This is a genomic window from Synechococcus sp. CB0205 (assembly GCF_000179255.1).
Lineage (GTDB): Bacteria > Cyanobacteriota > Cyanobacteriia > PCC-6307 > Cyanobiaceae > Vulcanococcus.
Map to the genome: position 1 here is coordinate 52950 of NZ_ADXM01000021.1, position 25766 is coordinate 78715.

Consider the following 25766-nt stretch of genomic DNA (forward strand, 5'->3'; position numbering starts at 1 on the left):
TGATGCACAATGTTGAAGGAAATCTGAAGCTGGGACTTGCTGTGACAGACGCCACACCCAGCTTCGATCGTCCGGACAAGCCGGAAGAGGCCTGCGGCGTGTTTGCGGTGTTGGCCAGTGACCAGCCGGTGGCCAACCTCACCTACTTCGGTCTCTACGCGCTTCAGCACCGCGGTCAGGAATCGGCGGGCATCGCCGTCTTTGACGACCTCAAGGTGCGCCTGCACAAGGACATGGGCCTGGTGAGCAAGGTGTTCACCCCCGAAGTCCTCGAGCGCCTCCCCGGCCAGCTCGCCATCGGCCACAACCGCTATTCCACGACGGGTTCGAGCAAGGCCTGCAACGCCCAGCCCGTGTTGCTCAACACTCGGCTGGGCCCGATGGCCTTTGCCCACAACGGCAACCTGGTGAACGCCGGCGAACTGCGGACGGCCCTAGCCAGTGATCTCCCTGAAGCGGAATTCACCTCCACGACCGATTCAGAGCTGATCGCCTTTGCGATTCAGCAGGCCGTGAACGCTGGCAGTGATTGGGACAGCGCCATCCGTGCAGCAGCCGGACGCTGCCGAGGCGCCTTCAGCCTGGTGATCGGCACCCCCGAAGGCCTGTTTGCCCTGCGCGACGGCCATGGCATCCGTCCCCTGGTGTTTGGCCACATGGGTGAGATCAGCGAGGCCCGCTGGGTGGTGAGCAGCGAGACCTGCGGCCTGGACATTATTGGTTCCAGCTTCGATGGGGACATCGAGCCCGGCGAAATCGTCCATTTCCGCTTGGGGCAGTCCGAGCCGGTCCGCAGTCGCTGGGTGGAGGAGCCCTCCAAGCTCTGCGTCTTCGAGATGATTTATTTCGCCAGGCCCGACAGCCGTTTCTTCGGCGAATCCCTCTACAGCTACCGGGTTCGCATCGGCGAGGTGTTAGCCCGCGAAACCCCGATCGAAGCGGACATCGTCATCGGTGTTCCTGACTCCGGGATCCCCGCCGCGATTGGCTATTCCCAGTACAGCGGCATCCCCTTCGGTGACGGCCTGATCAAAAACCGCTACGTCGGCCGCACCTTCATTCAGCCCACCCAGGCCATGCGCGAAGCCGGCATTCGCGTGAAGCTCAACCCCCTACCGGATGTCCTGGCTGGCAAGCGCGTGGTGGTGATCGATGACTCGATTGTGCGCGGCACCACGAGCCGCAAGTTGGTGGCGGCGATCCGCGATGCCGGTGCGACCGAGGTGCACATGCGCATCAGCTCACCGCCGGTGACCCACCCCTGCTTCTACGGGATCGACACCGACACCCAGGACCAGCTGATCGCGGCCCGACTGACCCTTGAGGAGATCTCCGCGCACCTGGGGGTCGATTCCCTGGCCTACCTGAGCAAAGAGAGCATGGTTGAGGCAGCCCACGCCAATGCCGAGAACTTCTGCACCGCCTGCTTTGACGGGGCCTATCCGATTGAGATGGACTCCTCCGTCAGCGGCAGCAAGCTGATGCTTGAGCCTGCCGGCATCGCAGCAACGGTTTAAACCGGTGCCTCGGTTCCCTGGGCCTGGTGCTTCACCTCGCCCCCGAGGCCGAAGGCGTCGTGGATCACCTGAAGGGCTTTGATGCCCTCCCCTTCGGGAACCACACAGCTGGTGCGGATCTCGCTGGTGGCGATCATCTCAATGTTGATCTGTGCGTCAGCGAGGGCGCGGAACATGCGACCGGCCGTCCCAGCGGTGCAGGGCATGCCCGCACCGACGGCACTGATCCGAGCGATTGCCATTCCTTCTTCAAAGCTGGCGCCGGGCCACTGATTCAGCAGCGGTTGCAGGGCAGTTCGCGCCCGGCCCAGGTCCTCGCGCTTGAGGCAGAAGCCCATGTCACGGCTGAGTTGTTCGCCTGAGCCATGGGTGCGCTCCGACTGCACGATGGCGTCCAGGCTCACCCCTGCGTCCGCAAGAGCACGGCAAACCGCCGCGGCCGTTCCCGGCTTATCGGGAATGCGCCGCACGGCGACTTGGGCCTGGTCCCGATCAAGGGCCACACCCCGCACCTCCGGTTGACCCGCTCCAGAGGGGGCTGGGTTGAGATGCAGCTGCCGCTCGTTCAGTTCAAAGCAGTGGGCTGCCGCCTGCAGGGCCTTGTTGCCCTGATGACCCGCGACCAGGCAGCTCACCTTCACTTCGCTGGTGGCGATCAGGCGCAGGTTGATGCCCCCTTTGGCCAGGGTGTCGAACAGGCGTGCTGCGACCCCCGGACGGCCCATGATTCCGGCGCCAGCGATGCTGAGCTTCGCCATCCCGGCCTGGGTGCTCAGGGTGGCGCCGGCCGCGGCGGCATCCATGGCGTCCAAGACGTTTTGGCAGACCGCCTTGGCCTCCTCCAGTTGCGCCTCAGCCACGGTGAAGGCGATGTCGTTGCTGCTGCCCTCGTGGGTGGACTGCACGATCAGATCCACGCTCAAGCCCGCATTAGAGAGCGCTTCAAACAGTTGAGCCGCGACTCCTGGGCGATCGGGGACATGGGAGAGGGCGAGCACGGCCTGATCCGTCTCCAGCTCCGCGCCATCGACGGGCTTGCCCAGCTCCAGGCCCTCACCGCTACCGCGATGGCTGGTGCTGTCGCTGGTGAGCAACGTGCCCGGTGCATCGCTCCAACTGGAGCGCACCACCAAGGGCACGCCGTAGTTCCTGGCGATCTCGACGGCGCGCGGATGCAAGACAGCGGCTCCCAGGCTCGCTAGCTCGAGCATCTCGTCGCAGGTCACCGTCTCCATTAACTGGGCATCGGCCACCTTGCGGGGATCGGTGGTCAGGACGCCGGGGACGTCGGTGTAGATCTCGCAGGCATCGGCTCCGATCGCCGCGGCCAGGGCCACAGCGGAGGTGTCTGAGCCGCCCCGCCCCAGTGTGGTGATCTCGGGAACCCCTGAGAGGCTGTTGCTGGTGCCCTGGAATCCGGCGACCACAACGACGTTTCCGTCATCCAGCAGCCGGCGCACCCGCTCGGTTTTGATCTCCAGGATCCGGGCGCGGCCGTGGGCGGATTCAGTCAGGATTCCCACCTGGGGTCCAGTCATCGAGACCGCCGGGATGCCTTCGGCATGTAGGGCCATCGAGAGCAGCGCGATCGAGACCTGCTCCCCGGTGGCCAGCAGCATGTCCATCTCCCGCTGGGGCGGGTTGCTGCTGATGGCCTGGGCGAGCCCGGTGAGTTCATCGGTGGTGTGCCCCATGGCCGAGACCACGATCACTAGATCGTTGCCGTCCTCTTTGCTGGCGGCAATGCGCTTGGCCACGGCCTGGATGCGCTCCACATCGGCCACGGAGGTGCCGCCGAATTTCTGGACCAGCAGGGCCATGGGTGGGCGCAAGTGCGTGATCGATGATTGTCCTATGGCGTCAGTAGGAACCCGTCGCGGAAGGCATCAGCGGGGTCGGCGCCGCGTTTGAGGCTGGCCTCCACCTGCAGGAGCTGACTGAGTAGAGCGAGGAAGCGTTCGGGTTTGCGGCCACGGATCTGTTTGCGCATCACGTAGATCCGCTTGGGATTGCCAATACCGGCGGCTTTAGCGATGGCATTGACATCGTTCTCGCCCTGCTGATCCAGCAGGCTCACCCAAAGCCAACCGCGGATTTGCCCGCAGAGGGTGGCCACGATCCGTAGGGCGGGCTCATTGGCGGCCAGCAGCACATCCACCAGCGCTACGGCTGCTGCAGGTTGTCCCGCCAGCAGGGCATCACCCACCTGCAGGGCATTGGTGGCCTGGCTGCCGATCAGGGCGTCCACGGCTTGGGATGTGATGGCCTGGCCTGCTCCGGCGTAAAGGGAGAGTTTTTCCAGTTCGCTCGCCAGCCTGGCGCTGTCGCTGCCGATGGCATCGCTCAGCGCTTGGGCGGCGTCGGGCTGCAGTTTCAGGCCCAGCTCCTGGGCTGTGCGTTGCACCAGTTCCACTTGCCCTGATCCATCCCAGATCGCTGGCAGTTGGAAGCTGCGTTCCTGGGCTTCGCCACTTTTGACCAGTTTTTGCAGGGCCTTGGTGGTCTTGAGCCGCCCATCCGGTTTGGCGGCGTTCACCAACACCAGATGGCACTTCTCCGCCACCAGATTGAGGCTGGCCTCCAGCTGCTCCGCCAGATCAGCCGGGCACTGATTGCAGAAGGGGCTGCGCTGCAACACGATCACCCGATCGCCGCCGCCGAAGGGGGCCGTTCGCGCTTCCTCCAGGGCTTGAGCGGCCTGATTGGTGTCGTTGCCGTCTAGACGGCTGAGGTTGATGCTCTGCCAGGAGGGATCGACCTGGTTCTTGACCAGTGCTTCGACGGCTCTGCTGCGCGCGGCTTCGTCGTCGCCCCAGATCAGATGGATCGGCATGGCAGCACAGGGTGCAGTGCAGTTTGCGCCAGATCCCCATCGGCTGTGACCAACACAGCCACCTCGTTCTGAATTGCTGTGGCCAGTTCGATCGCGTGGTGGAGCTCCAGTTGCGGTTCCTGTTGCTTGAGACGGCTGGCGGCCAGGGCGAGACCGCCATCGAGCGGCACCTGCAGCCACTGTCTGGGGTTTGCAAAGGCGGTGCTGTAACGCAAGGCCAGGGCTTCATCTCCTTGGCAGAGGGCAGTCTCCATGACCTGCATCAGGCTGATGCTGCTGATCACCCCTTGCCAGCTGCCTTGGGCGATGCCCTGAAGGACGGGCTGCAGCACCCGGCTGGTTTGCGGATCGTCATTCAGAAAAGCCACAAGGGCACTGCCGTCCAGCCCGATGCGGCTGCCGGGGCCGAGTTGTCTGGCTTGAAAGCGAGCTTTTGCACCGGCTGCCCCAGGCGTTCGCTGCTGAGGACTGCGCTCCTTGGCGCTTCCCTTGAGGCTCAGCAGGTTCTCCATCGCTTCTTGGCTGCTGGGGCCACCCGCCGTCGCGTCCTGCAAGGGGACGATGGCGGCCAGATCCTGGCGATGGCGTTGGATCACCAGCCGCTCACCCTTCGAGGCGCGCACCAGCAGTTCTGGGAAGCGCTGACGGGCTTCCTGTACGCCAAAACGCTCTGCCGACATCGCACTGCACAGTCTGTACAGAGTCTGTCAGCCGGGCATGCTGATCCCCATGGGATTCGACCATCCGATCTTCAGCGAGAGCCTGCGTCTGATCGAAGCGGCCTTGCCCGAAGGCGCTCTGGAGGGTTTATCGGTTCCCGAACGGGATGTGGTGCTGCGCTTGATTCACAGCAGTGGCGACCTCAGCTTGGTTCGGGGGGTGTCGTTTTCAGCTCAGGCCTGTGAACTCGGTCTCGTGGCACTCCGTGCCCAGGCGCCGGTCCTGACGGACACCGCCATGGCCGCGGCGGCGGTGGCTCCGATGGCACGGCGGACCTTTGGCAACGTCGTGCGCAGCGTGCTCGATTGGGCCCCTGAACGGGCTCCCGAGGGCGGGACCCGAGCGGCGGTGGGGATGCAAGAGGCCTTGCGCGCCCATCCGGGCGCAGTGGTCTTGATTGGCAGTGCACCAACGGCCTTGGAGCTGCTATTGGAGCAGGTCCGTACCGCCCAGGTGGCAGCGCCTGCCTTGGTGATTGGCATGCCCGTTGGCTTCGTGGGCGTGGCGGAGAGCAAGCGCCATCTCGCCGCCAGCGACCTAGCTCAGATCCGTCTCGACGGCAGCCGCGGTGGTGCTGGCTTGGTGGGTGCCGCACTGAACGCCCTGTTTCGCCGGGCTTGGTTGGATCAGGCGGCGTCGGCTTGAACGCTGACGTGGCTGTTGGCCTCAATGCGACTCAAGACCTGGCGGGCTCGAAGCACCACGGGGGCTGGCACGCCGGCGAGTCGAGCGGCCTCGATGCCGTAGCTCCGGTTGGCGCCACCGCTGACGACCCGGTGCAGGAAGCGCAGGGTTGAACCGGTGTCCTCCACCAGCACTTGAGCGTTCTCGACGTTGCTGCGCTGCTCGGCCAGCTCGTTGAGCTCGTGATAGTGCGTGGCAAAGATGCTGCGGGCGCCGATATCGCCTGAGAGGTACTCGGCCACGGCCCAGGCGATCGAGAGCCCATCAAAGGTGGCGGTTCCTCGGCCGATCTCATCCAGCAGCACCAGCGATTGACTGCTGGCGTGGTGAAGGATGTTGGCCGTCTCGGCCATCTCGACCATGAAGGTGGATTGGCCCGCCGCTAGGTCATCGCCCGCCCCGACTCGGGTGAAAATGCGATCGGCAATGCCTAGTCGCGCCGCGTCAGCCGGGATCCAGCTGCCGATCTGAGCCATCAGCTGCAGCAGTCCGGTCTGGCGCAAGTAGCAGCTCTTGCCGCTGGCGTTGGGCCCGGTGAGCACCACCAGGTCGCAGCCCTCCCCAAGGCTGACGTCGTTGGGCGTGAACGGTTCTTCCACCAGCAGTTGCTCCACCACGGGGTGGCGCCCCCCCTGGATCTCAAGGCAGCGGCTGTCGGGGACCAGTTGCGGTTTGCAATACCTGGAGGTGGCGGCCACCTCCGCCAGCGACGCCAGAGCATCTAGTTCGGCCACCAGCCGGGCGGCGAAGCGAATTGGCCCGGCCTGCTCGCCTACGCGCTGACGCAGCTGGCAGAACAGCTCGTACTCCCGCTGGGCCGCCCGCGCTTTGAGCTGGAAGATCCGTCCCTCGCGGTTTTTCAGCTCGGGGGTGACAAAGCGTTCCTCGTTGGCCAGGGTCTGCCGGCGAATCCAGTGGTCCGGCACGTCCTTGGCTTTGGACTTACTGACGGAGAGGAAGTAGCCAAAGGTGCGGTGGTACTGGAGCTTGAGGGTGCTGATCCCGCTCTTCAGCCGCTCCGACTGCTCCTGCTCGGCCAGCCAGGCGTCCTGGTCATCCAGTTGGTTGCGCAGGCCATCGAGTTGGCGGTCCACACCGTCGTGAATCAGACCGCCTTCCGTCAGGGTTAACGGTGGGGTGTCCAACAACTGGTGCCGCAGCTCAGCAGCCAGGGCCTCAAGTTCGCTCCACGGCCTCGCCAGGGCCACAAGGGGTGCACTGGTGACCTCGCTCAGCAAGCCAGCCAGGGCTGGCAGTCGCTCCAGACCATCCGCCAGGGCCACGAGATCACGCGCCGAAGCCGTTCCAGCTCCTGCCCGTCCGGCGAGCCGCTCGAGATCCCCCATGGGTCTGAGCAGCCGGCGCACCCCCAAGCGTAAGCTGCGGGCCTGGCTGCCGCTCACCAGTTCCCCAATGGCCTCTTGGCGGGAGCAGATCAGTTCCAGATCCACCAGGGGAGCCTCGATCCAGCGCCGCAGGCAACGGCCTCCCATGGCCGTCATCGTCCGGTCCAGGGCCCAGAGCAGGGACCCCTGCAGTCCACCGCCCAATTGGGTCTTGGTCAGCTCGAGGTTGCGCCGGGTGGCTGCATCGAGCACCAGCTGGTCGCCGGCAGTCCATGTCGTGGGCAGCTCGAGGGGGATCTCGCAGCCCGGTTGGGTATCGCTGAGGTAGCGCAACAGACCACCGGCAGCGCGCATGGCCAAGGGTTGTTCCCCTAAGCCCAAGCCATCGACGCTGGCCAGTGCAAAGCGCTCCAGAACGATCGCTTTCGACTCGTTCAGGGCGAAGGGGGTGCGGCTGAGGGGCGTCAGCTGCAGGGATGCAGGGCACCAAGCAGGGCGTTCACTTCCGTCTTCAGGTGCTGGCCAGAGCACTTCAGCGGCGTCCACCTGCAGCAGTTCCTGGTGCAGGTGGTCGCTGCCCTCCCGTTCGGTCACCCGGAATTCGCCCGTGCTCACGTCTGCGATGGCCAGGCCCCAGCGCTGTTGCTCAGAGACCACCGCGCAGAGCCAGTTGTTGCGTCGGGCCGTGAGCATTCCCTCCTCCAGCACCGTGCCTGGGGTCAGCACCCGCGTGATTTCCCGTTTGAGCAGCGCTGGTTTTCCGCCGTTTTTGCTGCGCTCAGCGGCCTCTTCCACCTGGTCGCAGAGAGCAACGCTGAAGCCGCGCCCGACGAGGTCGGCGCAGTAGCGCTCGGCGGCGTGATGGGGAATGCCGGCCATCGGAACCCTTCCGATTGCTTTGCCGCCCTCTTTTCCCGTCAGGGTTAGCTCCAGCAGGCGGGAGAGGGCAATGGCGTCTTCGAAAAAGCACTCGAAGAAGTCCCCGAGCCGGTAGAGCAGAACCCGTTCGGGATGCTCTGCCTTGAGTTCGACGTAGTGGCGCAGCATCGGTGTGAGCTGCTCGCGGTCCACCAGGCTGTGGTGGTGCCAGGCCGGCAGGTCGTCGCTGCTGCTTTCCTCCTGCTGGCTGTCCTCAGTGACGGTGTCTTGTTCCAGAGCGGTGCTTTGCCGAACCCGTGGTCTGGACTGGGCATCCCGCTCGAGGGCCTCCTGATCCAGCTCCGAGACAGCTTCCTTGGGTTGGATCGCGGCTGGATCTGGCTCGAGTCCGAACAGCGAGCCCTGCAGCGCCAACTCGTTTTGGTCGGCCACAGGCAGGCTGTCTTCAACGCGGCCAGATCGTAGGCGCGCCACAACTTGTGAAGGAACCCCGGGGGCCTCCAACCTGCGTGGGAGGATTTGCCAACTGACAGGACGCCACCCCCAGTTCCATGACGATCCTCAACACCCTTTCAGTGCTGGCCCTGGTGGTGATGTCGTTCGCTCTGATCGTGGCGGTTCCCGTGCTGTACGCGAGCGATGACACCAGCGGCCGCTCCAACCGCCTGATCCTTCTGGGCAGCATCGCGTGGGTTGCTCTGGTGCTGGTCAACTGGGGCATGAGCTTCTTCGTCGCTTGATACCCGTCTGCTTAGGCTGAGCAAATCGCGAGCTCAGCTGACGTGACCGTTTTTGAAGGCCAGTTTTCCGGCGCGTCTGGATTGCGGGTTGCCGTTGTTGTTGCCCGATTTAACGATTTAGTGACGGCCAAGTTGCTGAGCGGCTGTCTCGATTGCCTCTCCCGTCACGGGATTGATACCTCCGATAGCAGCGCCCAACTGGATGTGGCCTGGGTTCCAGGCAGCTTTGAGATCCCTTTGGTGGCGCAGCGCCTGGCCCAATCCGGTCGCTACCAAGTGGTGATCACCCTGGGAGCTGTGATCCGCGGCGACACCCCCCACTTCGATGTGGTTGTCTCAGAGGTCAGCAAAGGTGTTGCGGCAGTCAGCCGTGACTCCGGTGTGCCCGTGATCTTTGGCGTCCTCACCACCGACACGATGCAGCAGGCCTTGGAGCGGGCGGGCATCAAGAGCAATTTGGGCTGGAGCTACGGCCTGCAAGCCATTGAGATGGGCAGCTTGATGGCAGGCCTGCCGCAGGCTTAGTTATCCCGGCGCATCAGTCGCTGTCCCGCGACCTCTTCAAAGCCCAGCTGCCTGTAGAAGCCGGCGCTGTTGGTGGTCATCAGATAGACCCGCTCTACTCCCTTGAGCTGGGGAGAATTGGCTAAGGCCTCCACCAGCAGCCGGCCTAGACCCTTGCCCTGCAGGTCTTCAGGAATGACAACATCCCACAGAACGGCGCGATAGATCCCATCGCTTGTGGCGCGCCCAAAGCCCACGAGACGTTTACCTTGCCAGAGGCTGGCGACGGCTGCGCTGCCCTTGAGCATGCGCTGCAGATCATTGATGGAGCGGTTCTCTGCCCAGAAGGCGTATTGGTTGAACAGCCGATGCAGCTTGAACAGGCCACGGGTGGGCCTCCAGCCTGGTCCCATGCCGAGCCAGCGCAGTCCTGGAGCACCCGGGGCATGCAGGATCAGCCTGGTCCCTTCCATGCCAATATCCTCCCAGCGGGCGGACAACCTTGGCTCAGGAGCGCAAGGGCATCATTCTCGCCGGTGGTTCGGGGACGCGGCTTCACCCGATTACCCAGGCGGTGAGCAAGCAGCTGCTGCCCGTCTACGACAAGCCGATGATCTATTACCCCCTCAGCACCTTGATGCTGGCGGGGATTCGTGAGGTCTTGGTGATCACCACCCCCCACGATCAAGCGGCATTCCAGCGCTTGCTTGGGGATGGCTCCGCCTGGGGCATGGAGATCCGTTATGCGGTGCAGCCCAGCCCCGACGGCTTAGCCCAGGCTTTTTTGATTGGTGAGGCGTTCCTGGCTGGTGCCCCGGCGGCCCTCGTTCTCGGGGACAACCTGTTCCACGGCCATGACCTGCTGTTTCAGCTGCGCAGCACCAACGCCACCGCCCAGGGGGCCACGGTCTTTGCCTATCCGGTTCGGGATCCGGAGCGCTACGGCGTCGTTGAGTTTTCCACAGGTGGCCAGGTCCTGAGCATTGAGGAGAAACCCGCCAAGCCCAAGTCCCGCTACGCGGTGACGGGCCTCTACTTCTATGACGACTCCGTGGTGGAGCGCGCCAAGCAGGTGGTCGCCTCAGCGCGGGGTGAGCTGGAGATCACGGATCTCAACGGTCAGTACCTGCGGGATGGCCAGCTGCAGGTGGAGCTCATGGGCCGTGGCATGGCATGGCTCGACACCGGCACCTGCGACTCACTCCACGAGGCCGGCAGCTACATCCGCACCCTTGAGCATCGCCAGGGCTTGAAGGTGGGCTGCCCCGAGGAGGTGGCCTGGCGCATGGGCTGGATCAGCGGCGATCAGCTCGCGGCCCTGGCTCAGCCCCTGCGCAAGAGCGGCTACGGCGAGTATCTGCTGCAGCTTCTGGAGTTTGCCAATGCAGGCTGAGCGCCTAGCGACGGCGGCCGGAGTGCAGCTCTCCGGCCCCCTGCTGATCACCCCCCGGGTCTTCGGCGATTCCCGTGGCTTCTTCTACGAAAGCTGGAACCAGCGCAGCTTCAACGCTGTTCTGGAGGCGGATGGGCAGTCATCCGCTGACTTTGTTCAAGACAACCATTCCCGCTCCACTCAGGGGGTCCTTCGCGGGCTGCACTTTCAAAAGGACCCCCATGGCCAAGGGAAGTTGGTGCGCTGCATCCAGGGCGAGATTTTCGATGTGGCCGTGGATTGCCGCCAGTCTTCCCCCACCTTTGGCCAGTGGATTAGCGCTCGCCTGAGCAGCGACAACCAACAGCAGCTCTGGGTGCCGGTGGGCTTTGCCCATGGCTTTTTGACCCTGAGCGCCCAGGCGGAGGTGCTCTACAAGACAACCGATTTCTGGGATCGAGAGAGCGAGCGCTCCCTGCTTTGGAGTGATCCTGATCTCGCCATTGCCTGGCCCCAATCCACCGCGCCGCTTTTGGCTGAGAAAGACGCAGCAGCACCCTCTTGGCAGGCGCTGATCGCCGCAGGGGATGGCTTCCAGTGAAGGTTCTGTTGACGGGAGCAGCGGGCCAGTTGGGTCAGGCCTTGATGGCTGCGTGCCCAGAGGGGATTGAGCTGATCGCGTGCGGACGCCAGGAGCTGGATCTTGCGGACCAGGCCGCTTGCCGCCGCATTGCTCAAGCGCATCAACCCGACTGGGTAATCAACGCCGGTGCCTACACAGCCGTGGATCGGGCCGAGTCGGAACCAGAGCTTGCCCAGGCCGTCAATGCGCTGGCCCCAGCTGCCTTGGCTCAAGCCCAGGCGGATCACGGAGGCCGGTTGCTTCAGCTGAGCACCGACTTTGTCTTTAACGGTCAGCAGGGTTCGCCGTATCGCCCTGAGCAAGCGGCCGAGCCCCTTGGGGTTTATGGCAGCACCAAGGCGGCTGGTGAAGCCGCTGTTCTGGAGTACTCCTGTGCCCGGGTGCTGCGCACCAGCTGGGTCTATGGCCCGGTGGGTAGCAACTTCTGCCGAACGATGCTGCGTCTGCTGGCCGAACGGGAGCAGTTGGGAGTGGTGGCCGATCAGGTGGGATGTCCGACGTCCACCCTTGGACTCGCCCAAGCCTGTTGGCGGGTTCTCGCCCTCGAAGACGGCGTTCTTCAGATCTTGCATTGGAGCGATGCCGGCGCTGCCAGTTGGTACGACTTCGCCGTCGCCATTGCTGAGCTCGGCGTGACGCACGGCTTGCTCACCCGGGTGGCCCAGGTGAAGCCGATACCGACCGCTGACTACCCCACCCCTGCCCAGCGCCCTGCTTACTCGCTGCTCGACTGCAAGGCGACGCGCGAGGCCTTGTCCCTGCAGCCTCAGCATTGGCGAGCGGCCCTGGAGCAGGTGCTGCTGCGCATAGCCTCCAATCCAGCCAGCACCCCAGCGTGATGACGGTTTCGCTTCCCAGCTCGATCCAGCGCGTGCTGGTGACCGGTGGGGCCGGGTTTATCGGCGGGGCGGTGGTGCGGCGGCTGTTGGCTGAGACCAACATCCAGGTCTTCAATCTCGATAAGTGCGGCTACGCCAGCGATCTCACGGGTATTGAGCAGTTTGGTGAGACAGCAGCGCAGCGCCATCAGCTGTTGCAGGTGGACCTCAGTGATGCTGAGGCCACCACCGCCGCTGTGCGTCAGGCCGATCCAGATTTGGTGATGCACCTGGCTGCTGAGAGCCACGTGGATCGCTCCATTGATGGCCCCGGTGTCTTTGTCAGCAGCAACGTGCTCGGCACCTTCAACATGCTGCAAGCGGCCCGGGCCCACTTCGAGCAGTTGCCGGCGGAGCAGGCACAAGCCTTTCGCTTTCACCACATCAGCACCGATGAGGTGTTCGGCTCCCTCGGCGAGCAGGGTCGTTTTTCAGAGACCACGCCCTACGACCCCCGTTCGCCCTACTCCGCTAGCAAGGCGGCTAGCGATCACCTGGTGAGCGCCTGGCATCACAGCTATGGCTTGCCGGTGGTGGTGACCAATTGCTCCAACAACTTCGGCCCCTGGCAATTCCCGGAGAAGTTGATCCCGGTGGTGATCCTCAAGGCCGTGGCTGGCGAGCCGATTCCCCTCTATGGCGACGGCGGCAACGTGCGCGATTGGTTGTACGTGGAGGACCACGTCGATGCGCTGTTGCTGGCGGCCACCCAGGGCCAGCCCGGCCGCAGCTACTGCGTGGGCGGTTATGGGGAGCGCACCAATAAGCAGGTGGTTGAGGCTATCTGCACCCTGTTGGATCAGCGCTTGCCCCAGGGGGCTCCCCACGCCCGTTTGATCACCCCTGTAACGGATCGGCCCGGCCATGACCGCCGTTATGCGATTGATCCCGGCCGCATTGAGCAGGAACTGGGCTGGACGCCCCGCCACCCCTTTGAACAGGGACTGGCTGCGACGGTCGATTGGTACCTCGATCACCTGGGCTGGTGCCAGGCGATGCGGCAGCGCTCCGGTTGGACGGGTGAGCGTCAGGGCCTCTCAGCTGGGCAGGGCCGTCACTCTCAGTAGGCTGCCCGGAGCTCAAATCGGCTCTCTCCATGCTCAAGCTGCTGCTGGGTGACCCCAATGCCCGCAAGCTGAAGCGTTACCAGCCGATTGTCTCCGACATCAATCTGCTCGAGGAGGAGGTCGCTCCCCTCTCCGACGACGAGCTGCGCGGCTTGACGTCCGAATTCAGGCAGAAGCTCAGCAGCCTCCAGGACGATTGCCTTCAGCGGGGCCTCAGCCGAGAAGCCACCCTCGAGCGTGAGCGAAAGCTGCTGGATGAGCTGCTGCCCCAGGCCTTCGCTGTGGTCCGCGAAGCCGGCAAACGCGTGCTCGGCATGCGCCACTTCGATGTGCAGCTTCTTGGCGGGATGATCCTGCACGACGGTCAGATCGCTGAGATGAAAACCGGCGAGGGCAAAACCCTCGTCTCCACGCTGCCCAGCTACCTCAACGCGCTAACGGGCCGCGGCGTTCATGTGGTGACCGTGAACGACTACCTGGCACGCCGGGACGCGGAGTGGATGGGTCAGGTCCACCGCTTCTTGGGTCTGTCGGTGGGTCTGATTCAGCAGGACATGGATCCCTCCAGCCGGCGCCTGAACTATGGCTGTGACATCACCTACGCCACGAACTCCGAGCTGGGGTTCGACTACCTGCGCGACAACATGGCGAATGACATCGCCGAGGTGGTGCAGCGGGACTTCCACTACTGCGTCATCGACGAGGTGGATTCGATCCTGATTGATGAGGCGCGAACTCCCTTGATCATTTCTGGTCAGGTGGAGCGGCCCCAGGAGAAATACCAGAAGGCGTCTGAGGTGGCGGCCCAGTTGGTTCGGGCTGCGGAGATGGGTAAGGACGGCATCGACCCTGAGGGTGACTACGAGGTCGATGAGAAGCAGCGCAGCTGCACCTTGACCGATGAGGGCTACGCCAAAGCCGAGCAACTCCTGGGTGTGGCTGACCTGTTCGATCCCCAGGATCCTTGGGCGCATTACATCAACAACGCCCTCAAGGCCAAGGAGATGTTCATCAAGGACGTGAACTACATCGTCCGCGGTGACGACGCCGTGATCGTCGATGAGTTCACCGGCCGCGTGATGCCTGGGCGCCGTTGGAGCGATGGTCAGCACCAAGCGATCGAAGCCAAGGAAGGACTGCCGATTCAGCCGGAGACTCAAACCCTTGCCTCGATCACCTACCAGAACTTCTTCCTGCTCTATCCCCGTTTGGCTGGTATGACCGGTACCGCCAAAACGGAAGAGGTGGAATTCGAGAAGACCTACAAACTCGAGGTCACGATCGTTCCCACCAACCGCACCCGAGCGCGTCAGGACTGGACGGATCAGGTCTATAAAAACGAAACGGCGAAGTGGCGGGCCGTGGCGCTCGAGACCGCCGAAGTGCACAAGCAGGGTCGGCCGGTGCTGGTGGGCACCACCAGCGTTGAGAAGTCTGAGCTGCTCAGCACCCTGCTGGCGGAGCAGCAGATTCCCCACAACCTGCTGAACGCCAAGCCGGAGAACGTCGAGCGCGAGGCCGAAATCGTGGCCCAGGCAGGCCGCACTGGTGCTGTGACCATCGCCACGAACATGGCTGGCCGCGGCACCGACATCATCCTCGGTGGCAACGCCGACTACATGGCCCGCCTGAAGCTGCGTGAGGTGCTCCTGCCTCGATTGGTGCGTCCGGAAGACGGCCATAAGCCTCCAGTGCCCCTGCAGCGAGCCCCTGAGGCCGCCCCTGGCTTTGGTGCTGCTTCAGCGACTGAATCAGCCAAGGCCCCCTCGGAAGCCAAGGCGATCGGCACCCTCTATCCCTGCACGCTTACGGACGGCACGGATCAGGCCCTCTCCGGTTTGGCCCACGATCTGGTCAAGGCTTGGGGGGATCGTCAGCTCAGCGTTCTGGAGCTAGAAGACCGCATCGCCCAGGCGGCAGAAAAGGCCCCGACGGAGGACGCCCAGATCCTGCAGCTGCGGGAAATGATCAAACGTGTTCGTAGTGAATTTGAGGTGGTGACCAAGTCGGAAGATTCGGTCGTTCGCGAGGCCGGTGGTTTGCATGTCATCGGCACCGAGCGCCATGAGTCCCGACGGGTTGATAACCAGCTGCGGGGCCGGGCCGGTCGTCAGGGCGACCCGGGGAGCACCCGCTTCTTCCTGTCCCTGGAAGACAACCTCCTGCGCATCTTTGGCGGCGACCGGGTCGCAGGGCTGATGAATGCCTTCCGCGTCGAGGAGGACATGCCAATCGAATCCGGCATGCTGACGCGCTCGCTGGAAGGGGCTCAGAAAAAGGTCGAGACCTACTACTACGACATCCGTAAGCAGGTCTTTGAGTACGACGAGGTGATGAACAACCAGCGCAAGGCCGTCTATGCCGAGCGCCGTCGTGTGCTCGAGGGACGGGAGCTCAAGGCGCAGGTGGTTGGCTATGGCGAGCGCACGATGCAGGACATCGTTGATGCTTACGTCAACCCTGATCTTCCGCCCGAGGAGTGGGATCTGGGCCGCTTGGTGGCCAAGGTCCAGGAGTTCGTCTATTTGCTGGAGGACCTCAAGCCTGAACAGCTCAGTGGACTCTCCGTTGATGAGCTCAAGGCCTTCCTGCAGGAGCAGCTACGCAACGCCTACGAGATCAAAGAAGGTCAGGTAGAGCAGCAGCGCCCGGGCCTGATGCGTGAGGCCGAGCGTTTCTTCATCCTTCAGCAGATTGACACCCTCTGGCGCGAACATCTCCAGGCGATGGATGCCCTGCGGGAGTCCGTTGGTCTGCGAGCCATCGGTCAAAAGGATCCGCTGATTGAGTACAAGAACGAGGGCTATGACATGTTCCTCGAAATGATGACCGGCATGCGCCGCAACGTCATCTATTCGATGTTCATGTTCCAGCCGGCTCCCTCGGGAGCAGAAGCCTCGGCTTAATTAATTGGTGGTTCCTGGGTTGTCCCCCAGGAACTCCAGAATTTCGCGGTCCATGAGGTTCTGCGCGGCGGCAGCCCTGCAGGGCTCTTCCAGGGGTTTGCCCTCTGCCAGGTTGCGGAGGCAGTCCTGCGTGCGGGTGAGCTCCGTCTCGAGGGCGTCGATGCGCTCCATCAGGTTGCGAATCACCCGAGCCTCGGTGTCGGGAAGGGCGGAGTGGGCCAGGGGGTTCACGCGAACCCCGCTCTGGTGGACGACCCGTCCAGGAACGCCGACCACGGTGCTGTCCGGGGCGACATCACGCAGCACCACTGAACCAGCGCCGATGCGCGTGTTGGCACCGACTTCAATGGCGCCGAGGACCTTGGCCCCGGCTCCGATGACGACGTTCTCCGCCAGGGTCGGGTGCCGTTTCCCGTGGGCCTTACCGGTGCCTCCGAGGGTCACCCCCTGATAGAGCAGGCAGTTGTTGCCGACGACTGCCGTCTCACCGATCACAACCCCCATGCCGTGGTCGATGAAGACCCCACGGCCAATCCGGGCACCGGGGTGAATTTCGATCCCGGTGAGCCAGCGTCCGACCTGGCTTAGCAGTCGAGCAGGCAGGGGTGCGACCCGCCAGAGCCGGTGACTGATCCTGTGCAAGGTCAGGGCATGCAGCCCCGGGTAGCAGAACAAGATCTCGAACGTGCCACGCGCCGCTGGATCCCGTTCCTTGATGATCGCCAGGTCGGCTCGCAGCGCGTTCAGCATCGTTCCATCTTGCTGAGCAAGAGTTTGACCGAGGGGCCCTCGGTCATGCATGATCTCTAAGCCGGCGGTTGAGCCGCGGCGATTGCGGATGTAGCTCAGTGGTAGAGCATCTCCTTGCCAAGGAGAGGGTCGAGAGTTCGAATCTCTTCATCCGCTTGTGAAACAACAAGGCTGATTGCTCAGCTCATTGTTGCGAAATCAATTTCATTGCCTCTCCAGCCGAGTTCAGCTTGAGAGCAGCCCGATCTCTTTGCGCAGCTGGTCAATCGTTGCCGTCCCGAGGTAGCTCTGGGCGCAGTGCACTTGTGGCATACGCATCAGCTGAGAGCGGTTCTGGCGCAGGCTCTGCTCGACCAGCGGGAGGCTGGGGCGGTCGCAGAGCACATGGCTGGAGGCCCGCAGCAGGGCCAGCAGGCGACTGCTGACATCGGGGGTCGCGGTCATCAACAACAGTTCGTTGCCGCGCATGCTGTGCAGGATCACTTCAGCGGCCCGCAGGATGCCAGGGCTGATGCTGACCAGTCCCACGCAGCTGCCGGCGCGGAGGTCCTTCAGCAGGTCCAGTTCGTGGCGGAAATCATTGAGATCCACCGGTACGGCCCGCACACCATGGCGTTTGGCGATCTCCTCCACGGGCTGCAGGAAGTAGCGGCTGGTGACCACCGTGCCGTTGCTGGAGTTGTCGAGCACCGCCTCCAGTTCCTCCATGGGAACGACCTCGACCGGGGCATCCAGGTGGGGGGTGAGCTCCTCGGAGATCAGCATTGAAGCGCCGATGTCCTCCCGCGGGGTGCTCACCAGCACCCGGGCGCCGCAGCGCAGCCGCCAGTCGATCTCACGGGTCAATAGCTCCCGGGCCTGCTGCAGGGTGCAGCCGGCGTTCAGCAGGCCATCCACGCTCTGCCTGACCTCGCGGTCGATGTCCGGGAGATGCCGTCCACGGGGACCCGGCGGTGGCTTGATTTCCCGTGGGTTCTGTTGATCCCGGACGTAGATGCCCGAGCCGGCCATGGCCTCCACCACGCCGTCGTTTTCCAGCTGCCGATAGACCTTGCTGATGGTGTTGCGATGGAGGCCGGTCTGCATTGCCAGCTGGCGCGTACTGGGGAGTCGATGGCCTGGCGGGAAGTGCCGCGCAGCAATCGCAAAGCAAATCTGGTTGTACAGCTGGCTCGAGGCCGGGATATCGCTGTCCTGCTGAATGTGGAACCGCACGCCCGAGTGGCACAAGCTGTTCGGGCCACCTTACGGACCTTTGTTCCCGGTGACAATTGCATTGTTGGCATAAAAGCCTGTGCCGGTTTCCAAGAGCGCGAATGCGATGACCACTGAGGCCAGCTGGGTTCAGATCCCTGTTCCAGCAGCAGCGGGTGTGACAGCCACGGTCATGCCGTGCTGGTGGGTGCTGCCTGAGCAGCCTCGCGGGGCGGTCTTGGTGCTGCCAGAGGTGTTTGGAGTGAACAGCTGGGTGCGCAGCGTGGCGGAGCGGTTGGCCCAGGAGGGTTACGCAGCCCTCGCCCTGAGCACCTTCTCGCGTTCTGCTCCCGATTTGGATGTGGGCTACGACGAGGCAGGTTTGGCCGCTGGCCGTGAGCACCGTGACCGTGTGACGGCCGAGCAGCTCCTGGCGGACGTCCAAGCCGCTGTCGATTGGATCCAGCAGTCCCATCCCTCTTTAAGCCTGGGCTGCGTGGGCTTTTGCTTTGGCGGTCACCTGGCGATGCTGGCTGCGACGAACCCGGCGATCGCAACCACCTGTGATTTCTATGGAGCTCGGGTCTCGTCCTTCAAGCCTGGCGCGATTGAGGACTCAACCCTGTCGGTCGTGCCTGATGTTGCAGGGCGACTCTGGTGCTTCTGCGGTGATCAAGATCCCTTGATGCCCGCTGAGGAGTTGCAGGCCATTGATCAAGCCCTGCGCTCAGCGGATACCGAAGGGAGTCGCCACCGACTGGTTGTGGCACCTGGGGCCGGCCACGGATACATGTGCCAGGCCAGAGCAGATTTCCATCCTGAGGCGGCTGCCTCGGGATGGAGTCAGATGTTGGAGCTCTTCGTTTTGGCGCTCTAGCCTTCGGCCTTGGCGGCAGCCTGACGAGGGGTCTCGATCGTGCGCACTGCTTTGCTGGCAGCAGCTTCGGCCTCTTTCTCTTTGGCCAGGGGTGTTTTGCGCGGGCTGAGGAACATGATCATGTTCCGGCCCTCACGCTTGGGCTCCTGCTGAATCTCGGCCTTTTCCTCGAGGTCCTTGGCCATGCGGCGCAGGAGCTGTTCAGCCAGGGCAGTGTGCTGGATCTCCCGTCCGCGGAAGATCACGGTGCACTTGACCTTGTCACCTGCTTTGAGGAAGCGAGAGGCCTGACCGAGCCGTACGTCGTAGTCGTGCTGGTCGATCTTGTAGCGCATCTTGACCTCTTTAACTTCGGTCTGGTGCGACTTTTTCTTGGCCTCTTTGGCTTTCTTTTCTTGCTCGAATTTGAACTTGCCGTAGTCCATGATCCGGCAGACCGGCGGGTCAGCCTTCTCACTCACCAGGACCAGGTCCAGCTCACGGTCCTTCGCGACGTCGAGCGCTTCTTCCCTGGTGATCACTCCTAGCTGACTGCCGTCGGCATCGACCACCCGGAGCTGGGGGTAATTGATGCGGTCGTTGATGTTGGGGAGCTCCCGAACAGGAGCACGGCGGTCAAAACGAGGACGGGGTGGCATTCAGACGGGCGAGAGGACGGAAAAACAGTTGCTGTTCACCGTTCACCCTAGGACGTGCTCGATCGCCGACAAGGCCCGGTTAAAGGGATTGCCGTCTTGGCCTGGTGCATCCAGCCATAGGGGTTGATGCTGGCGGCGAAACCAGGTCTTTTGGCGCTTGGCGAACTGCTGGGTGCGCTTGGTGGTCTGCTCAATGGCTTGCTCTTCGGTCAGCTCCCCCCGCAGTAGGGCTCCAGCTTCCGCATAGCCAATGGTCTCCAGCAGGGCGCATCCCTGCCCATAACGTTCCAGAAGCCCTCGGGTCTCTGCCACCAAGCCATCGGCGTACAGCGCCCGACTGCGCTGGGCAATGCGTTGCCTGAGGTTGCTGGGGTTGAGACCCAGTTCCAGGACCCGCCAGGGCGGCGGATTGGAGCCCTGCTGTTGGCTCAGGGGGCGACCGGTGGCATAGAGCACCTCAAGGGCGCGCTGTGTACGCACGGCGTCATTGGCCATGATCCGATCAGCGGCGTCTGGATCGGCTTGGCGCAGAAGGGCGTAGCACTGGCTTTGGCCCAACGCCTCTAGGTCCGCCCGCAATTGAGGTTGCGGAGGGACCGCTGGCGGAGTCATCCCTTGGGTGATGGCCTTGATGTACAGGCCGCTCCCGCCCACAAGGAAAGCGATTCCCCGCCGCTTGTGTTCCGCTTCGATCGCTTGATCGGCTTCCTGGCGGAACTCCTGAAGGTTGATCGGTTCGTCAGGCGCCCGCAGGTCCAGCAGCTCATGGCGAACGGTGGCCCGCTGCTCGGCAGTCGGTTTTGCGGTGCCGATCGTCATCTCCTTGTACAGCTGCCTGGAATCGACAGACAGGACTGCGAGATCCAGGGCCTGGGCGATCTCGATGGCCAGGGCGGTTTTGCCGCTGGCCGTTGGCCCCATCAAGGCGATGACGAGGGGCTGACTGGAGGGACTCATTAGCGCACTTTGCCGGTTGACAGCTAATGGAGGGGTGCCCCCCTTGCTGAAATTGCCCCTTAGCGAGCGCCACAAGCGTCTCTATTGCAACGGTGGTAGATTGCCCCTCAAAGGCTGGTCTTTGCTCGGCTTTTCGCCCTTGTCGAGCCTCCTGCGGGAGAGGTTCAGCTCCTGCAGGATTCCATGAGCGAAGCCACGAAAGTTCAGGCTGCCTACGGCGCCGAGCAGATCCAGGTCTTGGAGGGCTTGGAGCCGGTCCGTAAGCGCCCTGGCATGTACATCGGCTCGACTGGGCCGAGGGGCTTGCACCACCTGGTTTATGAGGTGGTCGATAACTCCGTCGACGAGGCCCTGGCGGGGCATTGCAACGAGATCCGGGTTGCGATCGAAGAGGACGGCAGCTGTTCCGTCAGTGACAACGGTCGGGGCATTCCGACTGATGTCCACCCGAAAACCGGCAAGAGTGCCCTTGAAACCGTTCTGACGGTGCTGCATGCCGGTGGCAAGTTCGGAGCCGGCGGCTACAAGGTTTCGGGTGGTCTCCACGGCGTTGGTGTGTCCGTGGTTAACGCCCTCTCCGAGTGGGTTGAGGTTGTCGTTTATCGCCAGGGCAAGGAACACCGGCAACGCTTTGAGCGGGGTGCGCCGATTGGCACTTTGGCGATTGAGCCCGCAGCCGATGCCAGCCGGACAGGCACCACGGTGCGTTTCAAGCCGGATCTTGAAATCTTCACTGTTGGGATCGAGTTCGACTACAACACCCTCTCAGCCCGCTTGAGGGAGCTGGCCTACCTAAATGGTGGGGTCAAGATTGTGTTTCGCGATGAGCGTCCTGCTGCGCGCAATGCAGAGGGTGAGGCTCACGAGGAGATTTATCACTACGAAGGCGGCATCAAGGAATACGTCGCCTACATGAATGCGGAGAAGGATGCTCTGCATCCCGACATCATCTACGTCAATTCAGAAAAAGACGGAGTACAAATCGAGGCCGCACTGCAATGGTGCGTCGATGCCTACTCCGATAACATCTTTGGCTTTGCCAACAACATCCGAACCGTTGATGGTGGCACTCACATTGAGGGTCTTAAGACGGTCCTGACTCGGACACTCAATACCTTCGCAAAAAAGCGAGGCAAGCGTAAGGAATCGGACTCCAACCTCGCTGGTGAAAACATCCGGGAGGGTTTGACCGCTGTGTTGTCGGTCAAGGTTCCCGATCCGGAGTTTGAGGGTCAGACCAAGACCAAGCTTGGCAACACCGAAGTGCGCGGCATTGTCGACTCTCTGGTTGGTGAAGCCCTGGGTGAATACCTCGAGTTCAATCCTTCCGTGATTGACCTGATCCTCGAGAAAGCGATCCAGGCGTTCAATGCTGCTGAAGCGGCTCGACGGGCCCGTGAGCTGGTGCGCCGGAAGAGCGTCCTTGAGAGCTCAACCCTGCCGGGCAAGTTGGCCGATTGCTCGTCCCGCGACCCGGGTGAGTCCGAGATTTACATCGTTGAGGGTGACTCCGCAGGTGGCTCCGCTAAGCAAGGGCGGGATCGTCGTTTCCAGGCCATTCTTCCGCTGCGGGGAAAGATCCTCAACATCGAAAAAACGGACGACGCCAAGATCTACAAAAACACTGAGATTCAGGCGCTCATCACAGCCCTTGGTTTAGGTATCAAAGGCGAAGAATTTGACGACAAGAATCTCCGCTACCACCGCATCGTGATCATGACCGATGCCGATGTGGATGGCGCTCACATCCGCACCCTGCTGCTCACCTTCTTCTATCGGTACCAGAAGTCGCTGGTGGAAGGCGGCTACATCTATATCGCTTGTCCGCCGCTCTACAAGGTGGAGCGCGGCAAGAACCACACCTATTGCTACAACGAAGCTGACCTCAAAACCACGATCGAAGGCTTCGGCGAGAAGGCCAATTTCACGATCCAGCGCTTCAAGGGTTTGGGCGAAATGATGCCCAAGCAGCTGTGGGAGACCACCATGGATCCCTCCACCCGCATGATGAAGCGCGTTGAGATCGCAGACGCCGCCGAAGCCGATCGCATCTTCACGATCCTGATGGGCGACAAGGTGGCCCCCCGTCGCGAATTCATCGAAACCCACAGCGCCGAATTGGATCTGGCCCAGCTGGATATCTGATGGCGGCTCAGCCTTACGCCAGTTTGCGTTGGGGCGCCATCTTGGCTTTTGCCCTGTTTGCACCAGTGGCCCTTCCGGCTGGTGGTGGTGAGCGCCGGCAGGCGGAGATTCGGCGCCGTTGCGCCAGTGATCCCTACTTCAGCACGACCAAGGGATGCCTGCAGGCCTCCCCAGAGCGACAGGCACCTGTCTTGGCCCAGGTCCCTGTTGATTCTCCGATCGAGGTGTTGAGGACCTGGCGAAATCAGCGTGGGGAACGCTGGTTGCAGGTCAAGGTTGCGTCGCGGCGTGGCTGGATGGCGGTGGCCTAGGCCGGATGCGCGACGCCCTGTTGGTTGCGATTGGAGCCGTACCAGCTGCCTGGCTGCGCTTTCGCGTGGTCAATCACCTGGAGCCGATGCTTCCCCGAAAGCACTGGGGGACTTTCACGGTGAATGTCATCGCTTGCTTTGTCTTGGGCCTGGTGGCTGCGTTGGTGAGTCGTTGCGGCCCGGATCAACGCCTTGGTTTGCTGCTGGCCACCGGGTTTTTGGGGAGCCTCAGCACCTTCTCCACCTTCAGCGTTGAGCTACTGCAGGGTCTCAGGGCCGGTCTGCCCAAGGAGGCGGCGCTGTTGGCCCTGGGCTCTGTCGTGGTTGGAGTCCTGGCCGTCTTTGCGGGGGTGGCGATTGGTGGTTGATCGTCAACTCCGCTTTGCTTTGAAGGAGCTGGCCTTGGTGGGCTGCGGCGCGGTGCCGGGTGCATGGCTCCGCTGGCAGAGCGGGGTCCACCTGGGCCCTGTACTTGGCGGCAGTGCCGTCTCCGATCTTCTGGTCAACCTGATTGGTTCGTTGATCCTTGGTTTCTTGGCGGGTCCGATGCCCCGGCGTCCCAGCTTGTTGCTGCTGTTGGGGATTGGTTTCTGCGGCTGCCTGACCACCTTCAGCAGCTGGATGCTGGATGTGGTCAAGCTGCTGCAAGCCGGTCAGCCCGTGTTCGGGCTCCTGCTGATCGTTGTGAGCCTGCTGTTGGGGCTGGCCTGTGCGGCGGCTGGTTTTCAGCTCAGCCGCCGCGTCTTTAACGCCTAGGCGAGGGCGGCTTCGATGGCGCCCTTGAGCTCAGCGGAGTCGGGCTCGACGTTGCTCTTGAAGCGCTTGAGTACGGTGCCGTCCTTGCCGATCAGGAACTTCTCGAAGTTCCAGGCCACGGCACCGGCTGGCTCAGCTTGCGTGAGGGTGCTGAAGGGGGCCTCGCCGATGGCCACCTTGGCGTAGACGGGGAAGGTCACGCCGTAGGTGGTCGAGCAGAACTGCTTGATCTCATCAATGCTCCCAGGCTCTTGGGCCCCGAAGTCGTTGCAGGGGAAAGCGATCACGCTGAAACCCTGGCTGCCATAGCTCTCTTGCAGGGCCTGCAGACCGGCGTACTGGCGGGTGAAACCGCAACGGCTGGCGACGTTGACGGCCAGTAGGACCTGACCATTGAGGTCGCTGAGGCGTTGCTGCTCGCCACTGCCGTTGGTCACCACAACATCGTTGACGCTGATGGCCATGGAATTGATCTGGGGGAGGCCGGACCCTAGCGGCCCTGCCCCATAAACTCGGCGTGTTGCAGCTGAGGGGCCATGGGTGAGGCGTCTACTGCAGCGATGAATCCAGAGGTGTTTATCCAGGAGCTGCGCGGGCTGCTGGAGGCAGGGAATTACGACGCGGTGAAGTTGCTGCTGCAGCCCGTTCAAGAGGTTGATATCGCCGAAGCGATCGGCGGTCTGCCCCGCACGCTTCAGGCCCTGGCCTTTCGGCTCCTGCCCAAGGACGAGGCGATCGCGGTTTACGAGTACCTCGAGCCCACGGTTCAGCAGACCCTGCTCGAGCGTTTGCGCTCCAGTGAAGTCCTGGAGCTGGTGGAAGAGATGTCCCCCGATGATCGGGTGGATCTGTTCGACGAGTTGCCGGCGAAGGTGGTCCGTCGCCTATTGGCGGAGCTCAGTCCGGCGGAGCGTCGGGTGACGGCCCAGCTCCTGGGTTACGAACCGGAGACGGCTGGTCGTCTGATGACGACTGAGTTCATCGACCTCAAGGAGTTCCACAGCGTTGCTCAGGCGCTCACGATCGTGCGCCGCCGGGCCCGGGACACCGAGACGATCTATGCCCTCTACGTGACGGATGCTTCACGCCATCTGACGGGGATCCTCTCGCTTAGAGACCTGGTGGTGGCGGATCCAGAGCAGCGGGTGGGCGACGTGATGACCCGTGAGGTGGTGAGCGTCGGAACCGACACCGATCAAGAGGAGGTGGCGCGGGTGATTCAGCGCTACGACTTCTTGGCGGTCCCGGTTGTTGACCGCGAGCAGCGGCTGGTGGGAATCGTCACCGTCGATGACGTGATCGACGTGATCCAGCAGGAGGCCACCCGGGACCTTTACGCCGCCGGTGCCGTGCAGGCTGGCGATGAGGACGACTATTTCCAGAGCAACCTGTTCAGCGTGGCCCGGCGCCGGGTGGTCTGGCTGTTGGTTCTGCTGATCGCCAACAGCGGCACCGCTGCGGTGATCGCTTCGATGGATGGAGTGCTCAAGCAGGTGGTGGTCCTGGCGGCCTTCATTCCCCTCTTAATTGGCACCGGTGGCAATGTCGGTGCCCAGAGCTCCACGGTGGTCATCCGCGGCCTGAGCACCCAGCGCATCCAAAGCCTGGGTCCTGCTTTGGCCATTGGCCGTGAAGCGATTGCGGGAGCCCTGCTGGGATTGTTGATGGTGTTGGTGGTGGTGCCCTGGACGGCCTATGTGAGCGGCGGCAATTGGTTGGTGGCCTCGGCGGCGGGAATCAGCCTGGTGGCAATCACTACCCTGGCGGCGACTGCTGGAGCGGCCTTGCCGCTGTTGTTCAACAGCCTTGGCTTGGACCCGGCTCTCATGTCGGCGCCGTTTATCGCCACAGCCACCGACGTGGCGGGGGTGTTCATCTACCTGCAGACCGCGAGCTGGTTGCTGACTCGGGCCTCTGGCTAAGGGATTTGGCTTCCTGAGAGTCGCTTTACACTTCTTCAGGGTAGGCTTTACATCAGTTCACGTTTCGAGCCGTGGTCGTCGCAATCGCTTCGAGCCGACCCGCTGCAGCGGACCGAGAAACCGCCTT

25 protein-coding genes and 1 tRNA gene are annotated in these 25766 nt (G+C 63.1%); 16 read left to right on the plus strand and 10 right to left on the minus strand.

The window, feature by feature from the left end:
• Positions 1 to 2: 2 nt before the first annotated feature.
• On the plus strand, positions 3 to 1517 hold the full coding sequence (gene purF / locus CB0205_RS0103000; RefSeq protein WP_010314163.1) for an amidophosphoribosyltransferase: 1515 nt from the start codon (positions 3 to 5) through the stop codon (positions 1515 to 1517).
• Here purF and CB0205_RS0103005 read toward each other — a convergent pair.
• Genes CB0205_RS0103005 through CB0205_RS0103015 form a run of 3 tightly spaced genes read right to left on the minus strand, consistent with a single transcriptional unit; the run spans position 1514 to position 5030 of the window.
• A complete protein-coding gene (locus CB0205_RS0103005) occupies positions 1514 to 3337 on the minus strand; it encodes an aspartate kinase (RefSeq protein ID WP_010314165.1) in 1824 nt (607 codons plus the stop codon). The genes purF and CB0205_RS0103005 overlap by 4 nt on opposite strands.
• A 32-nt stretch (positions 3338 to 3369) precedes the next feature.
• Positions 3370 to 4350 carry a DNA polymerase III subunit delta gene (gene holA, locus CB0205_RS0103010; RefSeq protein ID WP_010314167.1) on the minus strand — a complete coding sequence of 327 codons (981 nt, stop codon included), beginning with the start codon at positions 4348 to 4350 and terminating at the stop codon, positions 3370 to 3372.
• Positions 4335 to 5030: a type II toxin-antitoxin system Phd/YefM family antitoxin gene (locus tag CB0205_RS0103015; protein ID WP_010314169.1), complete on the minus strand. Its 696-nt coding sequence runs from the start codon at positions 5028 to 5030 to the stop codon at positions 4335 to 4337. The genes holA and CB0205_RS0103015 overlap by 16 nt, the downstream gene beginning before the upstream one ends.
• A 49-nt stretch (positions 5031 to 5079) precedes the next feature.
• Here CB0205_RS0103015 and CB0205_RS0103020 point away from each other — a divergent pair, with 49 nt between their 5' ends.
• Complete coding sequence (locus tag CB0205_RS0103020; RefSeq protein WP_156797780.1) at positions 5080 to 5715, plus strand: precorrin-8X methylmutase; 636 nt, start codon at positions 5080 to 5082, stop codon at positions 5713 to 5715.
• On the opposite strand, the gene mutS is transcribed toward CB0205_RS0103020, so the two are convergent.
• Positions 5697 to 8453 (minus strand): DNA mismatch repair protein MutS, encoded by a 2757-nt coding sequence (gene mutS, locus CB0205_RS0103025; protein ID WP_010314173.1) that lies wholly within the window; start codon positions 8451 to 8453, stop codon positions 5697 to 5699. The two genes, CB0205_RS0103020 and mutS, sit on opposite strands and share 19 nt — an antisense overlap.
• 77 nt (positions 8454 to 8530) lie before the next feature.
• Between mutS and psbZ the strand changes: the two genes are divergently transcribed.
• On the plus strand, positions 8531 to 8719 hold the full coding sequence (gene psbZ / locus CB0205_RS0103030) for a photosystem II reaction center protein PsbZ (protein ID WP_010314175.1): 189 nt from the start codon (positions 8531 to 8533) through the stop codon (positions 8717 to 8719).
• Positions 8720 to 8761: 42 nt separating this feature from the next.
• Entirely contained in the window at positions 8762 to 9244 is a 483-nt protein-coding gene (ribH, locus tag CB0205_RS0103035) for a 6,7-dimethyl-8-ribityllumazine synthase (protein WP_010314179.1), read from the plus strand.
• On the opposite strand, the gene CB0205_RS0103040 is transcribed toward ribH, so the two are convergent.
• The gene (locus CB0205_RS0103040; RefSeq protein WP_010314181.1) at positions 9241 to 9696 is read right to left on the minus strand and encodes a GNAT family N-acetyltransferase; all 456 of its coding nucleotides are present in this window, start codon (positions 9694 to 9696) and stop codon (positions 9241 to 9243) included. The genes ribH and CB0205_RS0103040 overlap by 4 nt on opposite strands.
• Before the next feature lie 29 nt (positions 9697 to 9725).
• Here CB0205_RS0103040 and rfbA point away from each other — a divergent pair, with 29 nt between their 5' ends.
• Genes rfbA through secA form a run of 5 tightly spaced genes read left to right on the plus strand, consistent with a single transcriptional unit; the run spans position 9726 to position 16089 of the window.
• Positions 9726 to 10616: a glucose-1-phosphate thymidylyltransferase RfbA gene (gene rfbA / locus CB0205_RS0103045; RefSeq protein ID WP_010314183.1), complete on the plus strand. Its 891-nt coding sequence runs from the start codon at positions 9726 to 9728 to the stop codon at positions 10614 to 10616.
• The gene (gene rfbC, locus CB0205_RS0103050; protein ID WP_010314185.1) at positions 10606 to 11196 is read left to right on the plus strand and encodes a dTDP-4-dehydrorhamnose 3,5-epimerase; all 591 of its coding nucleotides are present in this window, start codon (positions 10606 to 10608) and stop codon (positions 11194 to 11196) included. The genes rfbA and rfbC overlap by 11 nt, the downstream gene beginning before the upstream one ends.
• Positions 11193 to 12077 carry a dTDP-4-dehydrorhamnose reductase gene (gene rfbD / locus CB0205_RS0103055; RefSeq protein ID WP_010314187.1) on the plus strand — a complete coding sequence of 295 codons (885 nt, stop codon included), beginning with the start codon at positions 11193 to 11195 and terminating at the stop codon, positions 12075 to 12077. Before rfbC ends, rfbD begins: the two co-directional genes overlap by 4 nt.
• The gene (gene rfbB / locus CB0205_RS0103060) at positions 12077 to 13183 is read left to right on the plus strand and encodes a dTDP-glucose 4,6-dehydratase (RefSeq protein ID WP_010314189.1); all 1107 of its coding nucleotides are present in this window, start codon (positions 12077 to 12079) and stop codon (positions 13181 to 13183) included. The genes rfbD and rfbB overlap by 1 nt, the downstream gene beginning before the upstream one ends.
• A gap of 29 nt (positions 13184 to 13212) precedes the next feature.
• The gene (secA, locus tag CB0205_RS0103065) at positions 13213 to 16089 is read left to right on the plus strand and encodes a preprotein translocase subunit SecA (protein ID WP_010314191.1); all 2877 of its coding nucleotides are present in this window, start codon (positions 13213 to 13215) and stop codon (positions 16087 to 16089) included.
• Here secA and cysE read toward each other — a convergent pair whose 3' ends face one another.
• The gene (gene cysE / locus CB0205_RS0103070) at positions 16090 to 16890 is read right to left on the minus strand and encodes a serine O-acetyltransferase (protein ID WP_156797782.1); all 801 of its coding nucleotides are present in this window, start codon (positions 16888 to 16890) and stop codon (positions 16090 to 16092) included.
• Positions 16891 to 16923: 33 nt separating this feature from the next.
• Here cysE and CB0205_RS0103075 point away from each other — a divergent pair.
• A tRNA-Gly gene (locus CB0205_RS0103075) sits at positions 16924 to 16995 on the plus strand.
• Positions 16996 to 17064: 69 nt separating this feature from the next.
• On the opposite strand, the gene CB0205_RS0103080 is transcribed toward CB0205_RS0103075, so the two are convergent.
• On the minus strand, positions 17065 to 18054 hold the full coding sequence (locus CB0205_RS0103080) for a GntR family transcriptional regulator (protein ID WP_010314195.1): 990 nt from the start codon (positions 18052 to 18054) through the stop codon (positions 17065 to 17067).
• 106 nt (positions 18055 to 18160) lie between these two features.
• On the opposite strand from CB0205_RS0103080, the gene CB0205_RS0103085 reads away from it, so the two are divergent.
• On the plus strand, positions 18161 to 18910 hold the full coding sequence (locus CB0205_RS0103085) for a dienelactone hydrolase family protein (RefSeq protein ID WP_010314198.1): 750 nt from the start codon (positions 18161 to 18163) through the stop codon (positions 18908 to 18910).
• On the opposite strand, the gene infC is transcribed toward CB0205_RS0103085, so the two are convergent.
• The gene (gene infC / locus CB0205_RS0103090; RefSeq protein ID WP_010314200.1) at positions 18907 to 19548 is read right to left on the minus strand and encodes a translation initiation factor IF-3; all 642 of its coding nucleotides are present in this window, start codon (positions 19546 to 19548) and stop codon (positions 18907 to 18909) included. The genes CB0205_RS0103085 and infC overlap by 4 nt on opposite strands.
• A 42-nt stretch (positions 19549 to 19590) precedes the next feature.
• Positions 19591 to 20505 (minus strand): tRNA (adenosine(37)-N6)-dimethylallyltransferase MiaA, encoded by a 915-nt coding sequence (gene miaA, locus CB0205_RS0103095; RefSeq protein ID WP_010314202.1) that lies wholly within the window; start codon positions 20503 to 20505, stop codon positions 19591 to 19593.
• Between the two features lie 183 nt (positions 20506 to 20688).
• On the opposite strand from miaA, the gene gyrB reads away from it, so the two are divergent.
• Genes gyrB through CB0205_RS0103115 form a run of 4 tightly spaced genes read left to right on the plus strand, consistent with a single transcriptional unit; the run spans position 20689 to position 23717 of the window.
• The gene (gyrB, locus tag CB0205_RS0103100) at positions 20689 to 22650 is read left to right on the plus strand and encodes a DNA topoisomerase (ATP-hydrolyzing) subunit B (RefSeq protein WP_010314204.1); all 1962 of its coding nucleotides are present in this window, start codon (positions 20689 to 20691) and stop codon (positions 22648 to 22650) included.
• The gene (locus CB0205_RS0103105) at positions 22650 to 22961 is read left to right on the plus strand and encodes a hypothetical protein (protein ID WP_010314207.1); all 312 of its coding nucleotides are present in this window, start codon (positions 22650 to 22652) and stop codon (positions 22959 to 22961) included. The genes gyrB and CB0205_RS0103105 overlap by 1 nt, the downstream gene beginning before the upstream one ends.
• Positions 22962 to 22966: 5 nt before the next feature.
• On the plus strand, positions 22967 to 23329 hold the full coding sequence (gene crcB / locus CB0205_RS0103110; protein ID WP_010314208.1) for a fluoride efflux transporter CrcB: 363 nt from the start codon (positions 22967 to 22969) through the stop codon (positions 23327 to 23329).
• On the plus strand, positions 23319 to 23717 hold the full coding sequence (locus CB0205_RS0103115) for a CrcB family protein (protein WP_010314211.1): 399 nt from the start codon (positions 23319 to 23321) through the stop codon (positions 23715 to 23717). Before crcB ends, CB0205_RS0103115 begins: the two co-directional genes overlap by 11 nt.
• Here the strand turns inward: CB0205_RS0103115 and CB0205_RS0103120 are convergent.
• Positions 23714 to 24181, minus strand: a complete 468-nt coding sequence (locus CB0205_RS0103120; RefSeq protein ID WP_010314213.1) for a glutathione peroxidase — start codon at positions 24179 to 24181, stop codon at positions 23714 to 23716. The genes CB0205_RS0103115 and CB0205_RS0103120 overlap by 4 nt on opposite strands.
• A 72-nt stretch (positions 24182 to 24253) precedes the next feature.
• On the opposite strand from CB0205_RS0103120, the gene mgtE reads away from it, so the two are divergent.
• Positions 24254 to 25639, plus strand: coding sequence for a magnesium transporter (gene mgtE / locus CB0205_RS0103125; protein WP_029626082.1), 1386 nt, complete (start codon positions 24254 to 24256; stop codon positions 25637 to 25639).
• Positions 25640 to 25766 lie beyond the last annotated feature (127 nt).